We start from the raw sequence: 19,102 nt of genomic DNA on the forward strand, positions 1-19,102 counted from the left end.
CTGGCATGATGTACGCCCCCATGGCATGGCGAGGCGATGGCGGAAAGCCGGACACCGCCCGCGTGAAGCGCCTCAGCAAGATCGAAATCGCCGAAACGATCAACGAGACGCGGGTGCGGATCCGGGTGGGAATTTCGCTTCGGCCGGGCAAAGGGCGTGGTGCGGGCCTGTCCGCATTTGGTCACATCATCGCGCGTTCCGCCCTGTGCGCCTAAACTCCTTCCTTTGTCATGGTCGTGTATCGCTCACGCGGTGGCCACAGGTAGCCTTCCGGTGAACGTGTGATATCGCCCATATCTCTCAAATTTGCGTAGAACGAATGAGGGGCCATGAAAGGACGCGTGCTGGTCGTCGACGACGACGCCGCTCTCGCCGAGATGCTCGGGATCGTGTTGCGCGGGGAGGGGTTCGAGCCGTCATTCGTCTCCGACGGCGACAAGGCGCTGGACGCGTTCCGGGACACGCGGCCGGACCTGGTCCTCCTCGACCTGATGCTTCCCGGGGCAGACGGCATCGACGTGTGCCGCCGCATCCGCGCGGAGTCCGGCGTCCCGATCGTGATGCTGACCGCCAAGAGCGACACCATCGACGTCGTCCTCGGCCTGGAGTCCGGGGCCGACGACTACATCGTCAAGCCGTTCAAGCCCAAGGAGCTCGTCGCCCGGGTGCGCGCCCGGCTGCGCCGCACCGACGAGCCGACCCCCGAGATCCTGCAGATCGGCGACATCACCATCGACGTCGCCGGCCACTCGGTCAAGCGCGCCGAGGAGACCATCAACCTCACGCCGCTGGAGTTCGACCTGCTGGTCGCCCTGGCCCGCAAGCCGCGCCAGGTCTTCACCCGCGAGGTGCTGCTCGAACAGGTCTGGGGCTACCGCCACGCGGCGGACACGCGGCTGGTCAACGTGCACGTCCAGCGGCTCCGCGCCAAGATCGAGAAGGACCCCGAGCACCCCGAGATCGTGGTCACGGTCCGCGGCGTCGGGTACAAGGCCGGCCCCGCCTAGCCTCCCCGCCGACCCGCCATGCCCGCCCCCGCGAAGAAGCCCGCCCGGCGGAGCCCACGCCAGATCGCGCGCGGCCTCCGGCGGCGGGCGCGGCGCGCCGTCCGCCGGGCCCGCGGCGTATGGCGGAGGTCGCTCCAGCTCCAGGTGGTGACCAGCACGCTGGTCATCTCCATGACCGTGGTTGTGGTCCTCGGCGTCTTCCTGATGCAGTCCATCGTCAAGTCGATGGTGGACGGCCGCAGGAACGTCGCCGTCGCCGAGGCGGGCGCGAACGTCACCACCATCGCGGGCTACCTGGAGAACCCTCCCCTCGCCGGCGAGACGACCAAGCAGCAGGCGTCCGGCGACGGCGCCGCGACCTCGTCCGACAACCCCGTGGACGTGGTCGCCAGGAGCCTCGCCGAGCGGGCCGGGTCCCGCTACAGCGTGGTCATCCGCAACGAGATGGCCGTGGGCGAGGACCGCGCGACCGGCAACATCGACTGGCGCAGCGTCCCGGAGAAGATGCGCGACAAGGTGCGCAAGCTCGGCCCCCTGGACCCGCCCTACGCCCAGGTCGGCGTCCCGCTGCACTACCTGGGCAAGGCCCCCGAGATCGGCATGGTGGTCGGGGCCAAGGTCGTCTCGTACAACGGCACCGTCTACGAGATCTACCACCTCTTCCCGCTCGGCGAGGAGGAGCGCACCCTCTCGTCCATCAGGCAGCTCCTCATCGTCGTCGGCGCCGTGCTCGTGCTGCTGCTCGCCGCCATCGCCTCCCTGGTCACCCGCCAGGTCGTCACACCCGTACGGCTCGCCAGGCAGGCGGCGGAACGGCTCGCCGCCGGCCGCCTGGAGGAGCGGCTCAAGGTGCGCGGCGAGGACGACCTGGCCCGGCTCGCCACCTCGTTCAACGAGATGGCCTCCAACCTCGCGGTCAAGATCCACCAGCTTGAGGAGTTGTCCCAGGTCCAGCGGCAGTTCGTCTCCGACGTGTCGCACGAGCTTCGCACCCCGCTGACCACGGTCAGGATGGCCGCCGACCTGCTCTACGAGAGCCGCGACGACTTCGAGCCGGCCGCCCGCCGCTCGGCCGAGCTCATGCAGAACCAGCTCGAACGCTTCGAGTCGATGCTCGCCGACCTGCTGGAGATCAGCAGGTACGACGCCGGAGCCGCGACGCTCGACCTGGACCCCGTGGACATGCGCGACGTGGTGCTGAGCGCGATCGGCGACTCCGAGGCGCTGGCCGAGCAGCACGCCACCCGCTTCGAGCTGCGGCTGCCGAGCGAGCCCTGCATGGCCGAGGTGGACAGCCGCCGGGTCGAGCGCATCCTGCGCAACCTGCTGTTCAACGCGATCGAGCACGGCGAGGGCAAGGACATCGTCGTCACCCTGGGCGGCGACAGGGACGCCGTGGCCGTCGCCGTACGCGACCACGGCGTGGGACTGAAGGCGGGGGAGGAGAACCTGGTCTTCGACCGGTTCTGGCGCGCCGACCCCTCGCGGGCGCGCACCATCGGCGGGACGGGCCTCGGCCTCGCGATCTCGCGCGAGGACGCGCTGCTGCACGGGGGCTGGCTCCAGGCGTGGGGGGCGCCCGGAGAGGGCACGCAGTTCCGGCTCTCGCTCCCGCGCCAGGCGGGGACGGAGCTGAAGGGGTCGCCGCTCCCGCTCGTCCCGCCCGAGGTCGAGATGCGGCGGAGCTGGCGCGGGCACGTGCCCGCGCTGCCGGCGGGGATGGGGGACGGGGGCGTCTTCGATGTGGACTAGATCCGGCCCGGTCCGGTACGCCGCGGCGGCGGTGGCCGCGCTCACGCTCGCGGGCGGCGGGGCGGGGTGCGCGATCATCCCGACCAGCGCGAGCCCCATCCCGGCCAAGGAGGAGAGCAACAGCGACCCCCTGAACGCGGCGTACGTGCGCATGATCGCGTCGACGCCGAAGCCGGGCGCGCAGCCGCGCGACATCGTGGCGGGCTTCCGCGCCGCCATGGCGAGCGTGGACGACCCCGACTGGAAGATCGCCAGGCAGTACCTCACCGGCGACGCGCTCGCCGGATGGGACCCCGAGAGTGGCGTCACCGTCTTCGACTCCGCCGGTCCCAAGGAGACGCCCAAGGAGACGAACGACGCGACCGGCATGACCATGATCTTCCACGGCACGGTCGCCGCGACGATCGACGGCGAGGGGCGCTACCACGACCTCACGCTGTCCGGGGTCGAGCGGGACATGACGTTCGGGCTGACGAAGGTCGGCGCGGAGTGGCGCATCTCCTCGGCCCCGCCCGGGCTGCTGCTCTCGTCCGCCGACATCAAACGCGCGTACGGGGCGTTCGACCTGTACTACCCCGACATCAGCGGCCGATGGCTCGTCGCGGACCACGTCGCGATCCCGATCGACCCGAGCGAGAGCCAGGTGGAGACCCTGGTCAGGTGGCTGCTGCGCGGCCCGGGGCGGTCGCTGCGCGGGGCGGTGGGGAACGTGCTCCCCGGCGGCACGCGCCTGATCCGCGTCGCCGCGGACGGCGACAGCGTGATCCTCGACTTCACCTCCTCGATGGCCGTCATCGGCGACCGGCTGGACCAGCTCAGGGCGGTCTGCGCGCAGCTCGCCTGGACGCTCAACCAGGTCATCCCCGGGCAGAGCATCCAGATCCAGGTGAACGGGGAGCCGCTCCCGGGGGACGGCCGGAGCATCAAGTGGCAGAACTACCCCGAGTTCAACCCCGCCGTCCTCACCGGGGACCAGGCCGCGTACTTCATGAAGGACGGCGTGCTGCACCGGATGGACCACGACGCGGGCGACCCCGTGGTCGAGGGCGCGCCCGGCCAGAAGACCATGGCCTTCACCTCCCCGGCGGTCTCCGGCACCGAGCGGAAGGCCAAGGTGGCCGCGCTCGGCGACGACGGCGCGGTGTACGTCGCCTCCATGAGCGAGGACAGCCGATGGGACAAGTGGATCGGCGGGACGAAGGGCAGCACCCTCACCCCGCCCTCCTGGGACCGGTACGGCGCCGTGTGGACGGCCGAGAACATCGCCGGTGAGCTGCGCGTCTGGACCGCGTACGGCGCGGCCCCGCAGCGGGTCATGATCCCGGCGGACGTCGCCTCGGCCAACGTCGAGGTCCTCAGGGTCGCGCGCGACGGCGCCCGCGTGGCGATGATCGTCGACAGCGGCCACGGGCCCGAGCTGCGCACCGGCCCGATCCTCAGGGACGAGGGCAACCTGCGGATCGGCGAGCTGCGGACGCTGCTGGAGGCCAAGGAGGGCCAGACCATCCTCGACGTCGCCTGGAAGGACGCGCAGCACGTCGTCGTCCTGTACGAGAGCAGGAAGGGCGACCGGGTCTACACCACGTACTCGGTGACCGACGGGCGCTCCGAGGAACCCAAGTCCGCCGCCCACGTGTCCACCATCAGCGCGGCCGGGGACTCCCTGCTCGCCGGCGGCGGCGACGCCGGTGACGGCGACGCCGACGAGGTCCTGTCCTGGGACGGCAAGAAGAGCGAGTGGGTGACCGAGGCCAAGGACGGCGCGAGCGCCCCCGTCTACCCCCTCGGCTGACCGCCTCACCGGTCCCCAGGCCCCCGTGGCCTCGACCTGACCACCCGGCGGCCCCGTTGCCCCGCGGGGGCTGGACGGCGGGCCCTGGGACCATGGCCGGGACCCGGCCACCCGGCGGCCCCGTTGCCCCGCGGGGGCTGGGCGGCGGGCCCGGTGGTGGGGCTCGCGGGGGAGACGCGACCGGCTGTGGACACGGGCGGCCGGGACTGTCGGCGCGGCCTGGCAGGGTGACCGGATGCTCTCGGCCCTGCTCGACCTCGTCCTGCCGCCCCGGTGCGCCGGGTGCGGCGAGCCCGGCGCGCTCGTCTGCCCGCTCTGCCTGGAGGAGATCCTCCGCGAGCCGGCCGCGCGCCCGCCCGACCCGCCGCCTCCCGGCCTGCCCGAGTGCTGGTCCGCGACCCGCTACGACGGCGCCGCCCGCCGCGTCCTCCTGGCCTACAAGGAGCGCGGCCGTACGGCCCTGGCCCCGATGTTGTCCGCCATCCTGGCCGAGGTCGCCGAGGCCGCGCTGGCGAGCCGCGCGTGTCGGGAGGGCGGCTCGCCCGGCCCGGTCGCGCTGGTGCCCGTGCCGAGCGCCCGCGCCGCGTCCCGCCGACGCGGACACGACCCGGTCGGCGTGATCGCGGCCGGGGCGGCGGAGCTGCTGCGGCGGCGCGGGCTGCCCGCCGTCGCCGCGCCCGTGCTGCGGCAGGGCCGCCGGGTGGCGGACCAGGCGGGCCTCAGCTCCACGCAGCGGGCCGCCAACCTGCGCGAGGCGTTCACGGTCGTGCGCCGCCGCACAGGCGCGGCAGGGCCCTCTGGGAGCCGGGCGGCCACCGTCCTGCTGGTCGACGACATCGTCACGACGGGAGCGACGCTCGCGGAGGCGGCCCGCGCCGTACGGGAGACCGGGGCCGAGGTGCCGCTGGCGATCACGGTCGCCGCCACGGCGCGGCGCCGGGAAAAGGACCGGGGAAGGCGCGGGGAAAAGGACCGTCTCCCGCGGAGCGACACGCCCGGGAGACGGAGATCACGCCGATGACGGACGGTAAAGAAACGATCGACACCGCCCGTGTGTCCGATGCCACATCTTTGGTCCGCGATGGACTGGAGGTCCTGTTCGGGGGGCATTGATACCCCTGTGCGGCAGGGCGAACCGTCCGTGCCGGGCCGGTGGCGCACAGCGCCCATCCCCCTGGAGGTCACCGGTTGTGATCGACCGACGAGTCGCGCGGCTGACATTCGGCCCGGCAGCGACTAGCGTTCAGGACATGGCACCCGTTCGGGTCCGTGGTTGCGCCGGATCGACCCCCTTGAGGGGGCCGGTTCTGCTAGCCGATGCCAGCCGCAGGCGAAACGGTCCACGTAAGGCGACTCTTGGTCGTCCGATCACGGTGCGGCTTAGAGGTAAGTCCTGCCTTCCCGGGGGTCCAGATGTCCCCCGCAAGGAGAGAAGGGCATTAGTGGCAAAGAGCTGCGAACCCCTCAGCAGGCGGATGTGGGGACGAAGACCAGGTCGGCCGAACGGGTGCCACGAGCGCGTCGCGCTCTCCATCACAGTCGAAATGCGAAGGGGGGCTGTTGCGTGGACATCATCGTGAAGGGACGGCACACCGGTGTGAGTGACCGGTTCCGCGAGCACGTGACCACGAAGCTGGCCAGAATCGAGCGACTGGACAACCGGCTCATCCGGGCGGACGTGGAAGTGTCCAAGGAGCGGAATCCTCGGATGAGCGATCAGCGGGAACGCGTGGAGCTGACCATCCGCTCCCGGGGCCCGGCGATCCGCGCCGAGGCCGCGGCGGACGATCGTTTCTCGGCGCTGGACATCGCGCTGGGCAAGCTGGAGGCGCGCCTGCGCAAGCTGGCCGACCGGCGCAAGATCCATCACGGGAAGAGCTGTCCGCCGTCGGTGGGCGTGCTCACCTCCGGACTGGGCGAGGCCACCCCGGAGGTCACCGAGCCGTCGTCACGGGCCGAACCCCGGACCGAGGTCCCGCAGCAGGCCGCGTACGAGGAGCCGATCGTCGCGATCGAGATGGACGGCGAGGGGCCGCTCGTCGTCCGGGAGAAGTTCCACGAGGCCGACCCCATGACCATCGACCAGGCTCTTCTCGAGATGGAGCTCGTCGGGCACGACTTCTATCTCTTCCGTGACAAGGAGAGCGGGCAGCCGAGCGTGGTCTACCGCCGCCGCGGCTACAACTACGGCGTGCTCAGGCTGGTCGAGCGATAGGAGCCACCCGTGGATTCCGCGGCACGCGGAATCCACGGGCCGGGCCCCTCCCCGCGAACGAAGATCCTCTCTCGCGCCGGAAGCCGTGTAATGATGGCGATCCGGCTACCTTGACCCCCGCAAGGAGGAGAAGTGAGGGAGCGTAGCGGCGAGCCGATCCGGGTCCTCATCGTGGACGACCACGCGCTGATCCGCCGCAGCCTGGAGCTCGCGCTGGCCGCCGAGGACGACATAGAGGTGGTCGGCGAGGCGAGCGACGGGCAGGAGGCGGTGGAGCTCGCCGGGCGGTTGCTTCCCGACGTGGTGCTCATGGACGTACGGATGCCCCGGCAGGACGGCATCGGGGCGACGAGGAGCATCAAGGAGTCGGTGCCGAGCACGCGGATCATCATGCTGACGGTGAGCGACGAGGAGGAGGACCTCTTCGAGGCCATCAAGGCGGGCGCCACCGGTTATCTCCTCAAGGACGTCCAGCTCGACGAGGTCCCCGACGCCGTGCGCGGCGTGTACGAGGGCCAGTCGCTCATCAACCCGGCGATGGCGGCCAAGCTGATCAGCGAGTTCCAGCACATGAGCCGCAAGGAGGCCGAGCGGCCGCCGCAGCTCCCGGTGCCCCGGCTGACCGACCGCGAGATGGAGGTGCTCCGGCTCGTCGCCAAGGGCATGAACAACCGCGAGATCGCCAAGGACCTGTTCATCTCCGAGAACACCGTCAAGAACCACGTACGCAACATCCTGGAGAAACTCCAGCTGCACTCCCGGATGGAGGCCGTGGTCTACGCCGTCCGGGAGCGCCTGCTGGAGATCACCTGACGGAGTGTCAGGCGGAGCCGTCCCCCGGCTCCGCCTGAGCGGCGAGCGCGGCGCGGAGCGGGCCCTCGTGCTCCGCCGAGGTGACGCGCTCGACCCGGACGCTCGTGCAGCCGACCCAGCTCGCGGCCTCCCACAGCGCGGCCCGCACCGCCTCGACGGCCGCGGCCCGGCTGCCGCCCGGCTCGAATCCGACCTGCCGGGCGACGAGGACCGACCCCTCCCGCGCCGGGTCCACCCGGCCGACGATGCGCCCGCCGGCCAGCACCGGCATCGCGAAGTATCCGTGCACGCGCTTGTGCTTCGGGACGTACGCCTCCAGGCGGTGGCTCAGCCCGAAGACGCGCTCGGCCCGCGCCCGCTCCCAGATGAGCGAGTCGAAGGGGGACAGGAGCGTCGTGCGGTGCCGCCCGCGCGGCTCGCCCTCCAGGGCGGCCGGGTCGGCCCAGGCGTCGCCCGCGCCGCCGTTCCGGGACCGCGCCGACGGCCAGCCGGACACGCGCACCGGCACCAGGCCCGCCGCCCCACTGGCCAGGGCGTCGTCCAGGAGGGACGCGTACCTGCCCTTGACCCGGGTGAAGTCGACGAGGTCGGCCCGCGTCGCCACGCCGAGCGAACGGCCCGCGATCGCGGTGAGCGCGGCCACGCCCTCCGCGTCCGGTACGTCGCGGCCGAGGAGCTCTCCGGGGACGGCCCGCTCGGCCAGGTCGTAGACGCGCCGCCAGCCGACCCGACGGGTGCACACCACCTCGCCGATGTCCAGCAGGTACTCGATGGAGATCTTGGCGTCGGACCAGTCCCACCACTCGCCCGCCTGCGTCGTGCCGGAGGCGCGCCGATCAACCCGGGCGCCGCCGATGTCGGTCGTGGTGATGGGGCCGTCCTGCCGCACCTGCTCGAGGATCTTGTCCACGGTGGGCGGCACCTCGTGCCAGCGGTATCGCCGATCGCGGTAGGCGCGACGGCGGAACGCGTACAGGGGCCAGTGTTCGAGGGGAAGGATGCAGGCCGCGTGACACCAGTACTCGAAGGTGCTCGCCGGATCGTGCCAGTACGCCCGCTCGGCCTCGGCCCGGCCGATGGCGCCGAGCCGGGCGTACGCGACGAGTTCATGAGAACGTGCGAGCACCGAGATGGTGTCGAGTTGTACCGCGCCCACGCGCCGGAGCATGCCGCGCACTCCGCCACTCCGGAAGCGGGCGCCGAGGAAACCCTGGGCCCGGAGGATGATCCTGCGGGCCTCGTCTGCTGTCAGGTCCGTCACAGCGGCTGATGCTAGACGCTGTGACCGACAAAACGCTTACGACGGTGTGCAGGGCTGGATCAGTGGTGGGTCGTCAGCTCGTGGTGTTCGAACGGCGACCGGTGCTCCCGCTCAGGCATCACCCGCGGGGCGTCGATGATCACGTCGGAGAAGATGTCGACGAGAAGGGCGACCACACCGCCGATCGCGCAGAGACCCGCGCCGACCCAGAATGTGATCCAGCTCGGCCCGAGAGTCAGGCCGACACCGCCGACGGTGAAGCCGGCGAGAATGATGACGACGGCGAGCCATGACTTGGGGCTTCCGCCATGACTGCCCTGATGTGCGCTTTCTGCCATACACCGTTTTCTACCCGATGGCCTTGTCGGTACGCGAGCCGGGGAACGACTGAGAGGCTTCAGCCGTTGTAATGACGCCGCTCCGTCCTCTCTCCGGTGGCTGTGTCCGGTGATGGAACGGCCTACGATGGCAGCGGGGAAGTATGTCTCGTCCTCACACTCCGGTGGATCCGCCGGGGTAGACCTGCGAGGAGCTTTACTAAAAGTGGCAGCCATTCTCGACAAGATCCTTCGCGCCGGCGAGGGCAAGACTCTGCGTAAGCTCAAGCGGATCGCCGAGCAGGTCAACTCCATTGAAGAAGACTTCAAGAGCCTGTCCGACGCCGAACTGCGCGCCCTCACCGACGAGTACAAGCAGCGTCATGCCGACGGCGAGTCGCTCGACGACCTGCTGCCGGAGGCATTCGCCACCGTACGGGAGGCCGCCCGCCGGGTCCTGGGCCAGCGCCACTTCGACGTCCAGGTCATGGGCGGCGCCAACCTGCACATGGGCAACATCTCGGAGATGCGCACCGGTGAAGGCAAGACGCTCACCTGTACTCTCCCCGCCTATCTGAACGCGATCTCCGGCAAAGGCGTTCACGTCGTCACGGTCAACGACTACCTCGCCAAGCGCGACGCCGAGACCATGGGCCGCGTCCACCGTTTCCTCGGCCTCGAGGTCGGCGTCATCCTCGCGAACATGCCGCCGGACGAGCGGCGCAAGCAGTACAACGCCGATATCACGTACGGCACGAACAACGAGTTCGGCTTCGACTACCTGCGCGACAACATGGCGTGGTCCATGGAGGAGTGCGTCCAGCGCGGCCACAACTTCGCGATCGTCGACGAGGTCGACTCCATCCTCATCGACGAGGCCCGCACCCCGCTGATCATCTCCGGCCCCGGCGAGCAGTCCGGCAAGTGGTACGCCGAGTTCGCCAAGATCGTGCCGAGGCTGCGCCGCGGCACCGAGGGCAAGGACGGCGAGGAGAGCACCGGCGACTACGTCGTCGACGAGAAGAAGCGCACCGTCGGCGTTCTGGAGGCCGGTGTCGAGAAGGTCGAGGACTGGCTCGGCATCGACAACCTCTACAAGCCCGAGCACACCCACCTCGTGCAGTTCCTCAACAACGCCCTCAAGGCGAAGGAACTGTTCAAGAAGGACAAGGACTACATCGTCGTCGACGGCGAGGTCCTGATCGTCGACGAGTTCACCGGTCGCGTGCTGCACGGCCGGCGCTACAACGAGGGCATGCACCAGGCCATCGAGGCCAAAGAGGGTGTGAAGGTCAAGGACGAGAACCAGACCCTCGCCACCATCACCCTCCAGAACTACTTCCGCCTCTACAGCAAGCTCGGCGGCATGACCGGTACCGCCGCCACCGAGGCCAACGAGTTCCACCAGACGTACAAGCTGGGCGTCGTCCCGATCCCGACCAACCGGCCGATGGTCCGCAAGGACCAGGCCGACGTGGTCTACAAGACCGAGGACGCCAAGTTCCAGGCGTGCGTCGAGGACATCAAGGACCGCTACGAGCGGGGCCAGCCGGTCCTGGTCGGCACGACCAGCGTCGAGAAGTCCGAGAAGCTGTCGCGGATGCTCAAGCGCCAGGGCGTGCCGCACGAGGTGCTCAACGCCAAGAACCACGCGCGTGAGGCGACGATCGTCGCCGAGGCCGGCCGCAAGGGCGCGGTCACGGTCGCCACCAACATGGCCGGCCGCGGCACCGACATCATGCTCGGCGGCAACCCCGAGTTCCGCGCCGCCCTGGAGCTCGAGCAGCGCGGGCTGTCTCCGGTCGAGACCCCCGACGAGTACGAGAAGGCGTACGCCGAGGCCCTGGAGAAGGCCAAGGAGGCCGTCAAGGCCGAGCACGAGGAGGTCATCGCGAGCGGCGGCCTCTACGTCCTCGGCACCGAGCGGCACGAGTCCCGGCGCATCGACAACCAGCTCCGCGGCCGTTCCGGCCGTCAGGGCGACCCGGGCGAGTCCCGGTTCTACCTGTCGCTCGAGGACGACCTGATGCGGCTGTTCAACTCCGCCCGGGTCGAGATGATCATGACGCGGCTGAACATCCCCGACGACGTGCCGATCGAGTCCGGCATCGTCTCCAAGGCGATCGCCTCCGCCCAGCACCAGGTCGAGCAGCAGAACTTCGAGATCCGCAAGAACGTCCTCAAGTACGACGAGGTCATGAACCGGCAGCGCAAGGTGATCTACGCCGAGCGGCACCGGGTGCTCGAGGGCGCCGACCTGCACGAGCAGGTCCGCGGGTTCGTCACCGACGTGATCGACGACTACGTCAAGGCCGCCACCGCCGAGGGCTTCGCCGAAGAGTGGGACCTCGACAAGCTGTGGAAGGCGTTCGGGCAGCTCTACCCGATCTCGGTGACCGTCGAGCAGCTCGTGCAGGAGGCGGGCGGCGACCGCGAGGACCTGACCGCCGACCTCATCGCCGAGAAGATCAAGGCCGACGCGATCGAGGCGTACCAGCGGCGCGAGGAGGAGCTCGGCTCCGAGGCGATGCGCGAGCTGGAGCGCCGGGTGATCCTCTCGGTGATCGACCGCAAGTGGCGCGAGCACCTCTACGAGATGGACTATCTCCAGGAGGGCATCGGCATGCGCGCCTACGCGCAGAAGGACCCGCTGGTGGAATACCAGCGCGAGGGCTTCGAGATGTTCTCCGCGATGCTCGACGGCATCAAGGAGGAGTCGGCCGGCTACCTGTTCAACCTCGAGGTCGAGGTCCAGGCCAACCCGATCGTCGAGGAGCACGACCACGATCACGACCACGAGCACGGGGACGCCGTGACCGAGGCGAGCTCGATCATCGCCCGGGCGCTGCGGCAGCCGTCCCGGCCCAGCGAGATGGTCTACACGGCGCCCGGCGAGACCGGCGACGTGGAGGTCAGCCGGGTCCGGTCCACTCCCGAGCAGCGTGCCGCGTACGGCAACGTGGAGCGCAACTCGCCGTGCCCGTGCGGCTCCGGCAAGAAGTTCAAGCGGTGCCACGGCGACCCGAGGAGCGCCGAGGCCTGACCGCGCCTGAGGGGAGGCCCCCGCCGGGAGACGGCGGGGGCCTCCCCTTTTCGCGCCCGGCGACCGCTGTCCGTCCCGCCGGGCGCCCCCTGTCGCCCGTACGCGGCCTCACGCGGTCTCGAAGTCGGTGACCAGCCACTGGACGCCGCGGCGCTCCAGACGCAGGGCCAGGGCGTGGCTACGCGGCCCGCAGTGGATGAGCAGGCACATCTCCAGCACCCCGTCGTCCGGCCGCTGGATGTGCGGGGCGCCCACCATCGGCGGGCGCGGGGCGTCGATCATCTTCCCCGCCCGGATCAGCTCGCCGTACGCGCGCTCGCTGAGCCGGTCCTGCACGGTGGCGGGCGGGCGGCGTCCGCAGAGGATCTCGGCCATGGCCCGGCCGAGCCCGCGCAGCCGCCGCTCGTCGGGAACGGCGCCGGACAGATCGTGGACGAGCGGCCCGCCGCCCCGGGCCAGCGCGAGCGAGCCGTACGTCCGGGGCGGCTCGTCCACGGCGGCGGACACCTCGTACGCGGGATCGGCGGCGGGAACGGGCAGGAGGCGCGGCAGGCGGATCGGGCACGGTGTCGGTTCGGGCATCGGAACTCCCCGGTTCGTCGGCGGAAGTGACGACTACTAGAGATTCCGGCCCGGCGCGTTGATACGAAGGCCGCCAACTTTCCGGTGCGCGGGGTGGCGATGTGACGCTTTGCGCGCGACATCCCCCCGGTGGGGCACGCGGTTGGAGCGGTGCCCGCCCGGATACGGCCCCCGCCGGGCGGTGTTTCGGCTGGCCGGATCAGGGGCGCGGGCGGACCGGCTCCGCGCTCTCGCCGGAGTCGACGTCCGGCTCGGGTTCGCGGCCCGGGGTCATGAAGTTCAGCTTCTTGATCAGGAAGCTGAAGACAACGTAGTAGATCACCGCGTAGACGACACCGATGCCCATGACCAGCCAGAACTGGTGGGTGTTGCTCTTGCTGATGTTGAGCAGCGCGTCGGTGGCGCCGGCGGAGAACCCGAACCCGAGACGGCCCCCCAGCCACGCGGTGAGCGCCATGGAGATGCCGGTGAGCACGGCGTGGACCACGAACAGCAGCGGGGCGACGAAGATGAACGCGAACTCGATCGGCTCGGTGATGCCGGTGACGAACGAGACCAGCGCGGCGGAGATCATGATGCCGCCGACGGCCGAGCGCCGGTGCGCCGGCGCGGCGCGCCAGATCGCCACCGCGGCCGCCGGCAGCCCGAACATCATGACCGGGAAGAAGCCGGTCATGAACGAGCCGAAGCCGTCCGCGCCCTGCAGGTAGCAGGTCAGGTCGCCGGTGAACTGCGCCCCGGCGGCGTTCGTGCAGCCCGGGAGCTGGAACCACACGATCGAGTTGATGATGTGGTGCAGGCCGAGCGGGATGAGCAGCCGGTTGGCCAGGCCGTACAGGCCGGCGCCGATCGCGCTGTTGTCGGCGAGGAGCGTGCCGAAGGCGTTGATCCACTCGCCGACCGGCGCCCAGACCAGGCCGAAGACGACGCCGAGCACGACCCCGGCCAGGGCCGTCGCGATCGGGACGAACCGCCGGCCGCCGAAGAAGGCGAGCCAGGCGGGCAGCTTGATCCGGTAGTAGCGCTGCCACAGAAGGGCCGCGACGACACCCATGACGATGCCGCCGAGCACCCCGGTCGGGTTGTTCGCCGACCAGTTGATCGTGTCCTGCGCCACGCCGTCCGGGCCGACCACCGTGTGCGCGACCCGCTCGTGCACCGCGTCCACGGCCGGGGCCAGGAAGAACAGGCCCTTGGTCACCCGGTCGAAGACCAGGTAGCCGACCAGCGCCGCGACGGCCGTCGAGCCGTCCGAGCGGCGGGCGAAGCCGACCGCGACGCCGACGGCGAACAGCAGCGGCAGCGCGTCGAAGAGCGCGTCTCCGGCGTTCAGCAGCACGGTGGCGACGTTGGCCACCCACTCGAACCCCGCCACGTCCGCGAGGCCGCCGGGCGCGGGGCCGTTCGACCCCAGCATGTCGGGCTGGCCGAACCGCTTGAGGATCGCGGCCGCGGGCAGCACGACGATCGGCAGCATCAGGGAACGGCCCAGACGCTGCAGCACGCCCATCACGGCGGAACCGGAGGACGGCGTGGCGGGCGATCCCGTCTCGGCCGAGCGTGAACTCATCGGTGTTCCTCCAGGGCTGGGGTTCGGGAGGATCGCGGTCGCTACGGACGCCGGACGGGGATCTCGAGAAGCGTTCTCAACTGGTAACGGTCGGCCCGGTAGGTGGAGACGCCCAGCTCGGCGCACATCCCACCGGCGAAGGACCGCCTCGCGAGCAGTAGCACCGCCCCGCCCCGGGGCAGCTTGAGCAGGTCGGCGTCGCCCGGGTCGGCGATGCCGCCGTCGATCGTGAGCTCGCCCGCGTCGAGCACCAGGCCGTACCGCGACTCCAGCAGCGCGTACAGCGAGCGCCCCGACAGGTCGTAGGAGTCGAGGTCCGGCGCGAGGGCGACGGGGATGTGGGCGCGCTCGATGGCGAGCGGCTCCCCGTCGGCGGTGCGGAGCCGCTCGATGAAGTGGACGGCGTCGCCGGGCTGGATGCCGAGCTCGCGCGCGAGGTGGGCGCTCGCCCGGACGATGCGGCGGTCCAGGTCGCGCGAGCCGGGCGTGAGGCCGCGGGCCCGCATGTCGTCGCTGAACGACGTGAGCTGCAGGGCCAGCTCGATCTTCGGGCGGGCGACGAACGTGCCCTTGCCCGGCACGCGGTGCAGGCGGCCCTCGGACACCAGATGGTCGACCGCCTGGCGTACCGTCATGCGGGAGAGGCCGAAACGCTGGCACAGCTCGCGCTCGGAAGGGATCGCCGCTCCGATCGGCAGTTCGTCGTTCTCGATGAGATCGAGAAGGATCTCCCGGAGCTGGAAATACTTGGGCACCGGGCTGTCCGGATCGATCTGAGCCACTGATCCCTCCCCTCTCGATCTGATCATCTCAGCTGCGTTATGGTTCGTGCTGGTCTAGTCCGGACTAGACCACAGCTTGGAATTGTGTGTCAATGTACGGACCAGAGACGGATCGATAACGGCAAGGTCTCGCCAAGCCGGGATTTGAGGATGGCACCAAATGACGACGAAGATGCGCAGCGAGATCTCCGAGCAGCCCGCCGCGCTCCGCGACACGCTTGACGCCCTGCTGCCCCGGGTGGACGAGGTGCGGCGGGTCGCGGGGGAGACCCGGCAGGTCCTGTTCGTCGCGCGCGGCACCTCGGACAACGCGGCGGTGTACGGCCGCTATCTGATCGAGGCGCGCGCCGGCCGCATGTGCGCGCTCGGCGCGCCGTCGATCGCCACCACCTACCGCCGCAGGCTCGACCTGGACGGCGTGCTGGCGGTGGGCCTGTCCCAGTCCGGACGCACGGAGGAGATCGTCGAGACGCTCGACTGGGCGAAGAGCTGCGGCGCGACGACCGTGGCGGTCACCAACGGCGGCCCCGCCTCGCCGCTGGCCGAGGTCGCCGACCTGGCCCTGTGCACCCTGGCCGGCGAGGAGAAGGCGGTCCCGGCCACCAAGACGTACACCACGCAGCTCGCCGCCCTCGCGGTGCTCGCCCTGGGCCTCGGCGCCGACGTGAACGCCGACGACCTGCAGCGGGTGCCGGACGCGGTGGAGAAGCTGATCGACGACCCCGGCGACCTGGCCGCCGTTGTCGAGGGGCTCGCCGACAAGCCCGGCGTGGTCGTCTCCGGCCGGGGGCTCGCCTTCTCCACCGCGCTCGAACTCGCGCTCAAGCTGAAGGAGGCCTGCTACCTGCACGCCATGGGCCTGTCGTACGCGGACCTGCTGCACGGGCCGATCGCGGTCGTGGACGAGGACACCCCGGCCATCCTGGTCGCGGCCGGAGAGGGGCCGACGCTGCCCGGCACGGTCGCGCTGGCCGAGCGGGTCACCGGCGCGGGCGCCTCCGCGTTCGGCGTCGGCGGCGGGGCGGCGCTCGCGGGGGCGGCCACCGCCGCGCTGAACGGCCCCGATCTGCCCGAATGGGTGGCGCCGATGGGCCTCATCGTCCCCGGTCAGCTCCTCACCGAGGCGCTCGCCCGCCGGCTCGGCATCGACCCGGACTCCCCGCGGGGCCTGAACAAGGTCACGCAGACCGATTAGCCTGCGCACAGCACGCATATCGAGGAGGACCGACATGGCGGCAGATGTCCGGGCGATCATCGCTGCGCTCGGCGGCGTGGACAACGTCATCGAGATCGAGCCGTGCATCACGCGGCTGCGGACGGAGGTGTACGACGCCTCCAAGGTCGACCAGGGTGCCCTCAGGGCGGCGGGTGTCCACGGCGTGATGCTGGCGGGCAACGTCGTACAGGTCGTCGTGGGCCCCGACGCCGACACGATCGCCAGCGACATCGAGGAGATCATGGGCTGACGCCGGGGCCGGGCCGGACAGGAGGGGGCGTCGTGACGACGGTTCTCGCCCCGGTGGCGGGGACGGCGATCGGTCTGGCGGCCGTGCCTGACCCGGTCTTCTCCCAGGCCATGGTCGGGCCGGGATCGGCGATCGATCCCCAGCGCGAGCCCGGCCAGGCCGTCGCCCCGATCAGCGGGACGATCGTCAAGCTGCGCGCGCACGCCTACATCGTCATGGGGGACGACGGCAGGGGCGTGCTCGTGCACCTCGGCATCGACACCGTCCAGCTCAAAGGGGAGGGTTTCCGGCCGCTCGCCGCCGAGGGGGACCGGGTCGACGCCGGCCAGCCGGTGCTCTTCTGGAACCCGGCCGCGGTCGAGGCGGGCGGGCGGTCGCCGATCTGTCCGGTGGTCGCCCTGGACGCGGCGGCCGGCGCGGTCAACGGGGAGGTCAGAGGCGGCGTCGGCGCGGGCGACGAGCTGTTCCAATGGTCCTGAACACAGCCGTCGGCGCGGGGGTCGTGAACGGCCGGTTCGCCGGGTAATTGAGTGCCGACGGGGGACCCGGGTGGTGGCGGAGCGCCGGCACCGAGCAGAATCCGCGTGGGAGAACCCCGACGATCCGGGGGAATCCGAGAGAAGACACCCGGGAAACCCCCGGCAGAAGAGGAGGAACCGTGGCCGAGCGCAAGGTCACCGTCATGTCCGAAGTCGGGCTGCACGCCCGCCCCGCCGCGACGTTCGTGCAAACCGCGGCCCAGGCGCCCTTCGACATCACCGTCGCCAAGTTCGGCGTCCCGCCGGTGAACGCGAAGAGCATCCTGTCGGTGCTGGCCCTGGACGTGCGCCAGGGCGAGACCATCGTCATCAGCGCCGACGCCGAGGGCGCGGACGAACTCCTGGACCGGCTCGCCGAGATCGCCTCGGCGTCCTGAGCATGTACGCGGACCGGCTGGCCGGCGTGGGCGTGAGCCCGGGCGCCGGTTACGGCCCGGCGCACCGGCTGGTGCGCGACATTCCCGAGCCGCACAGAGCGGCGCGTCACGGCGGGGACGCGCGGGCCGAGCTGCGGCGGGCGGAGCGAGCCCTGGAACGGGTCGCCGCCGATCTCGCCGCGCGCGGCGACCGCGCGGGCGGCGAGGCGCGGGACGTGCTGACCGCGCAGGCCATGATGGCCCGCGACCCCGGACTCGCCGCCGGCGTGGCCGAGCTGATCGACCAGGGCGTCGCCGCCTCCCGCGCGATCTTCGACGCCTTCGCGAGATATCGGGACCTGCTGGCGGGGGCGGGAGGCTACCTGGCCGGGCGGGTCGCCGACCTCGACGACATCAGGGACCGGGCCGTGGCGACGCTGGAGGGCCTGGCGCTGCCGGGCCTCCCCGCCGACCCCGCCGAGCCGTACGTGCTGGTGGCCAGGGACCTCGCCCCCGCCGACACCGCCCTGCTGGACCCCGCGACGGTGGCGGCGTTCGTGACCGAGGAGGGCGGGCCGACCAGCCACACCGCGATCCTGGCCCGCGCGCTGGGCGTTCCCGCCGTGGTGGGCTGCGCCGGGGCGAGCGCGATCCCGCCGGGGACGCCGCTGCTGGTCGACGGGACGACCGGTGTCGTACGGCTGTCGCCGGACGAGGAAGAGGTGGCCCGGGCGGTGCGGGCGGCGGAGAAGAAGGCGCTCATCGCCACCGCCTCCGGGGCGGGCGCCACCGCCGACGGCCATGCCGTACCGCTGCTCGCGAACGTGGGCGGGCCGGCCGACATCGCGCCCGCCCTGGCGGCGGGCGCTGAGGGCGTGGGCCTGTTCCGGACCGAGTTCCTCTTCCTGGACCGGGAGGACCCTCCGACGTGGGAGGAGCAGCAGGAGGCCTACCACGCGGTGTTCGAGGCGTTCTCGGGCAGCCGGGTGATCGTCCGGGTCCTCGACGCCGGGGCCGACAAGCCGCTCGACTTCCTGCCGCCGCCCGCTCCGGAGCCCAACCCCGCTCTCGGCGAGCGGGGGGTACGGATGTTCCGCCATTTCCCCGACATCCTGGCCGCGCAGCTCGAAGCGCTCGCCAGGGCCGCCAAGGGCACCTCGGCGCGGGTGCAGGTGATGGCGCCGATGGTCGCCACGGCCGAGGAGGCCGCCTGGTTCGGCGACGCCTGCCGGGCGGCGGGACTGCCGTCCGCCGGGGTCATGATCGAGATCCCGTCGGCGGCCCTGCGCGCCGCCGACATCGCCTCGGTCACCGGCTTCTTCTCGATCGGGACGAACGACCTCACCCAGTACACGCTCGCCGCGGACCGGGAGGCGGCGGCACTCGCGGGGCTGCAGGACCCGTGGCATCCCGCCGTGCTGGACCTCGTCGCGCTGACGGCGTCCGGGGCCGCCGGAGCGGGCCGGGACTGCGGCGTGTGCGGGGAGGCGGCCGCCGACCCGGCCCTGGCCTGCGTGTTCGTCGGCCTGGGCGTGACGTCGCTCTCCATGGCCGCTCCCGCGCTGCCCCGGGTGCGCGCGGCGCTCGCCGCGCACACGGTGGACGAG

The 19,102-nt window shown here is 71.3% G+C and carries 18 protein-coding genes; 13 read left to right on the forward strand and 5 right to left on the reverse strand.

Annotation, left to right across the window (positions count from 1 at the left end):
• Window positions 1-5: 5 nt before the first annotated feature.
• The 7 genes from AWQ70_RS38695 (at window position 6) to AWQ70_RS08960 (ending at window position 7,579) form a co-directional block, all read left to right on the forward strand.
• Window positions 6-215, forward strand: a complete 210-nt coding sequence (locus tag AWQ70_RS38695) for a hypothetical protein (RefSeq protein WP_157529960.1) — start codon at window positions 6-8, stop codon at window positions 213-215.
• Window positions 216-329: 114 nt separating this feature from the next.
• Window positions 330-1,007 carry an MtrAB system response regulator MtrA gene (mtrA, locus tag AWQ70_RS08935; RefSeq protein ID WP_036327899.1) on the forward strand — a complete coding sequence of 226 codons (678 nt, stop codon included), beginning with the start codon at window positions 330-332 and terminating at the stop codon, window positions 1,005-1,007.
• Between the two features lie 18 nt (window positions 1,008-1,025).
• A complete protein-coding gene (gene mtrB, locus AWQ70_RS08940; protein WP_067172634.1) occupies window positions 1,026-2,759 on the forward strand; it encodes an MtrAB system histidine kinase MtrB in 1,734 nt (577 codons plus the stop codon).
• Window positions 2,749-4,551: an LpqB family beta-propeller domain-containing protein gene (locus AWQ70_RS08945; protein ID WP_084516677.1), complete on the forward strand. Its 1,803-nt coding sequence runs from the start codon at window positions 2,749-2,751 to the stop codon at window positions 4,549-4,551. The genes mtrB and AWQ70_RS08945 overlap by 11 nt, the downstream gene beginning before the upstream one ends.
• A gap of 235 nt (window positions 4,552-4,786) precedes the next feature.
• On the forward strand, window positions 4,787-5,572 hold the full coding sequence (locus AWQ70_RS08950) for a ComF family protein (protein WP_067172641.1): 786 nt from the start codon (window positions 4,787-4,789) through the stop codon (window positions 5,570-5,572).
• Window positions 5,573-6,115: 543 nt separating this feature from the next.
• Entirely contained in the window at window positions 6,116-6,766 is a 651-nt protein-coding gene (gene hpf / locus AWQ70_RS08955; protein ID WP_067172644.1) for a ribosome hibernation-promoting factor, HPF/YfiA family, read from the forward strand.
• A gap of 132 nt (window positions 6,767-6,898) precedes the next feature.
• Complete coding sequence (locus AWQ70_RS08960; protein ID WP_067172648.1) at window positions 6,899-7,579, forward strand: response regulator; 681 nt, start codon at window positions 6,899-6,901, stop codon at window positions 7,577-7,579.
• A gap of 7 nt (window positions 7,580-7,586) precedes the next feature.
• On the opposite strand, the gene AWQ70_RS08965 is transcribed toward AWQ70_RS08960, so the two are convergent.
• Window positions 7,587-8,840, reverse strand: a complete 1,254-nt coding sequence (locus AWQ70_RS08965) for a winged helix-turn-helix domain-containing protein (protein WP_067172651.1) — start codon at window positions 8,838-8,840, stop codon at window positions 7,587-7,589.
• A gap of 59 nt (window positions 8,841-8,899) precedes the next feature.
• On the reverse strand, window positions 8,900-9,178 hold the full coding sequence (locus tag AWQ70_RS08970) for an HGxxPAAW family protein (RefSeq protein WP_067172654.1): 279 nt from the start codon (window positions 9,176-9,178) through the stop codon (window positions 8,900-8,902).
• 205 nt (window positions 9,179-9,383) lie between these two features.
• Here AWQ70_RS08970 and secA point away from each other — a divergent pair, with 205 nt between their 5' ends.
• On the forward strand, window positions 9,384-12,200 hold the full coding sequence (gene secA, locus AWQ70_RS08975) for a preprotein translocase subunit SecA (protein ID WP_067172657.1): 2,817 nt from the start codon (window positions 9,384-9,386) through the stop codon (window positions 12,198-12,200).
• A gap of 108 nt (window positions 12,201-12,308) precedes the next feature.
• Here secA and AWQ70_RS08980 read toward each other — a convergent pair whose 3' ends face one another.
• From AWQ70_RS08980 to AWQ70_RS08990, 3 genes are all read right to left on the reverse strand, one after another.
• Window positions 12,309-12,782, reverse strand: coding sequence for an Rv3235 family protein (locus AWQ70_RS08980; RefSeq protein ID WP_067172660.1), 474 nt, complete (start codon window positions 12,780-12,782; stop codon window positions 12,309-12,311).
• Between the two features lie 199 nt (window positions 12,783-12,981).
• Window positions 12,982-14,352 (reverse strand): PTS transporter subunit EIIC, encoded by a 1,371-nt coding sequence (locus AWQ70_RS08985; protein ID WP_067172663.1) that lies wholly within the window; start codon window positions 14,350-14,352, stop codon window positions 12,982-12,984.
• A 41-nt stretch (window positions 14,353-14,393) separates the two neighbouring features.
• A complete protein-coding gene (locus tag AWQ70_RS08990) occupies window positions 14,394-15,134 on the reverse strand; it encodes a GntR family transcriptional regulator (protein ID WP_245646853.1) in 741 nt (246 codons plus the stop codon).
• A gap of 160 nt (window positions 15,135-15,294) precedes the next feature.
• Here AWQ70_RS08990 and AWQ70_RS08995 point away from each other — a divergent pair, with 160 nt between their 5' ends.
• The 5 genes from AWQ70_RS08995 to ptsP all read left to right on the forward strand — a co-directional run.
• Window positions 15,295-16,329 carry an SIS domain-containing protein gene (locus tag AWQ70_RS08995; protein WP_067172670.1) on the forward strand — a complete coding sequence of 345 codons (1,035 nt, stop codon included), beginning with the start codon at window positions 15,295-15,297 and terminating at the stop codon, window positions 16,327-16,329.
• Between the two features lie 34 nt (window positions 16,330-16,363).
• Window positions 16,364-16,600: a PTS sugar transporter subunit IIB gene (locus tag AWQ70_RS09000; RefSeq protein WP_067172672.1), complete on the forward strand. Its 237-nt coding sequence runs from the start codon at window positions 16,364-16,366 to the stop codon at window positions 16,598-16,600.
• Between the two features lie 32 nt (window positions 16,601-16,632).
• Entirely contained in the window at window positions 16,633-17,079 is a 447-nt protein-coding gene (locus AWQ70_RS09005; RefSeq protein WP_067172676.1) for a PTS sugar transporter subunit IIA, read from the forward strand.
• Window positions 17,080-17,258: 179 nt separating this feature from the next.
• On the forward strand, window positions 17,259-17,516 hold the full coding sequence (locus AWQ70_RS09010; protein WP_067172679.1) for an HPr family phosphocarrier protein: 258 nt from the start codon (window positions 17,259-17,261) through the stop codon (window positions 17,514-17,516).
• A gap of 2 nt (window positions 17,517-17,518) precedes the next feature.
• A partial coding sequence (gene ptsP / locus AWQ70_RS09015) for a phosphoenolpyruvate--protein phosphotransferase (RefSeq protein WP_067172682.1) occupies window positions 17,519-19,102 on the forward strand: 1,584 nt, incomplete at its 3' end.

Origin of the sequence: Microtetraspora niveoalba, from assembly GCF_001570405.1 — a bacterium.
Taxonomy (GTDB): domain Bacteria; phylum Actinomycetota; class Actinomycetes; order Streptosporangiales; family Streptosporangiaceae; genus Microtetraspora; species Microtetraspora niveoalba.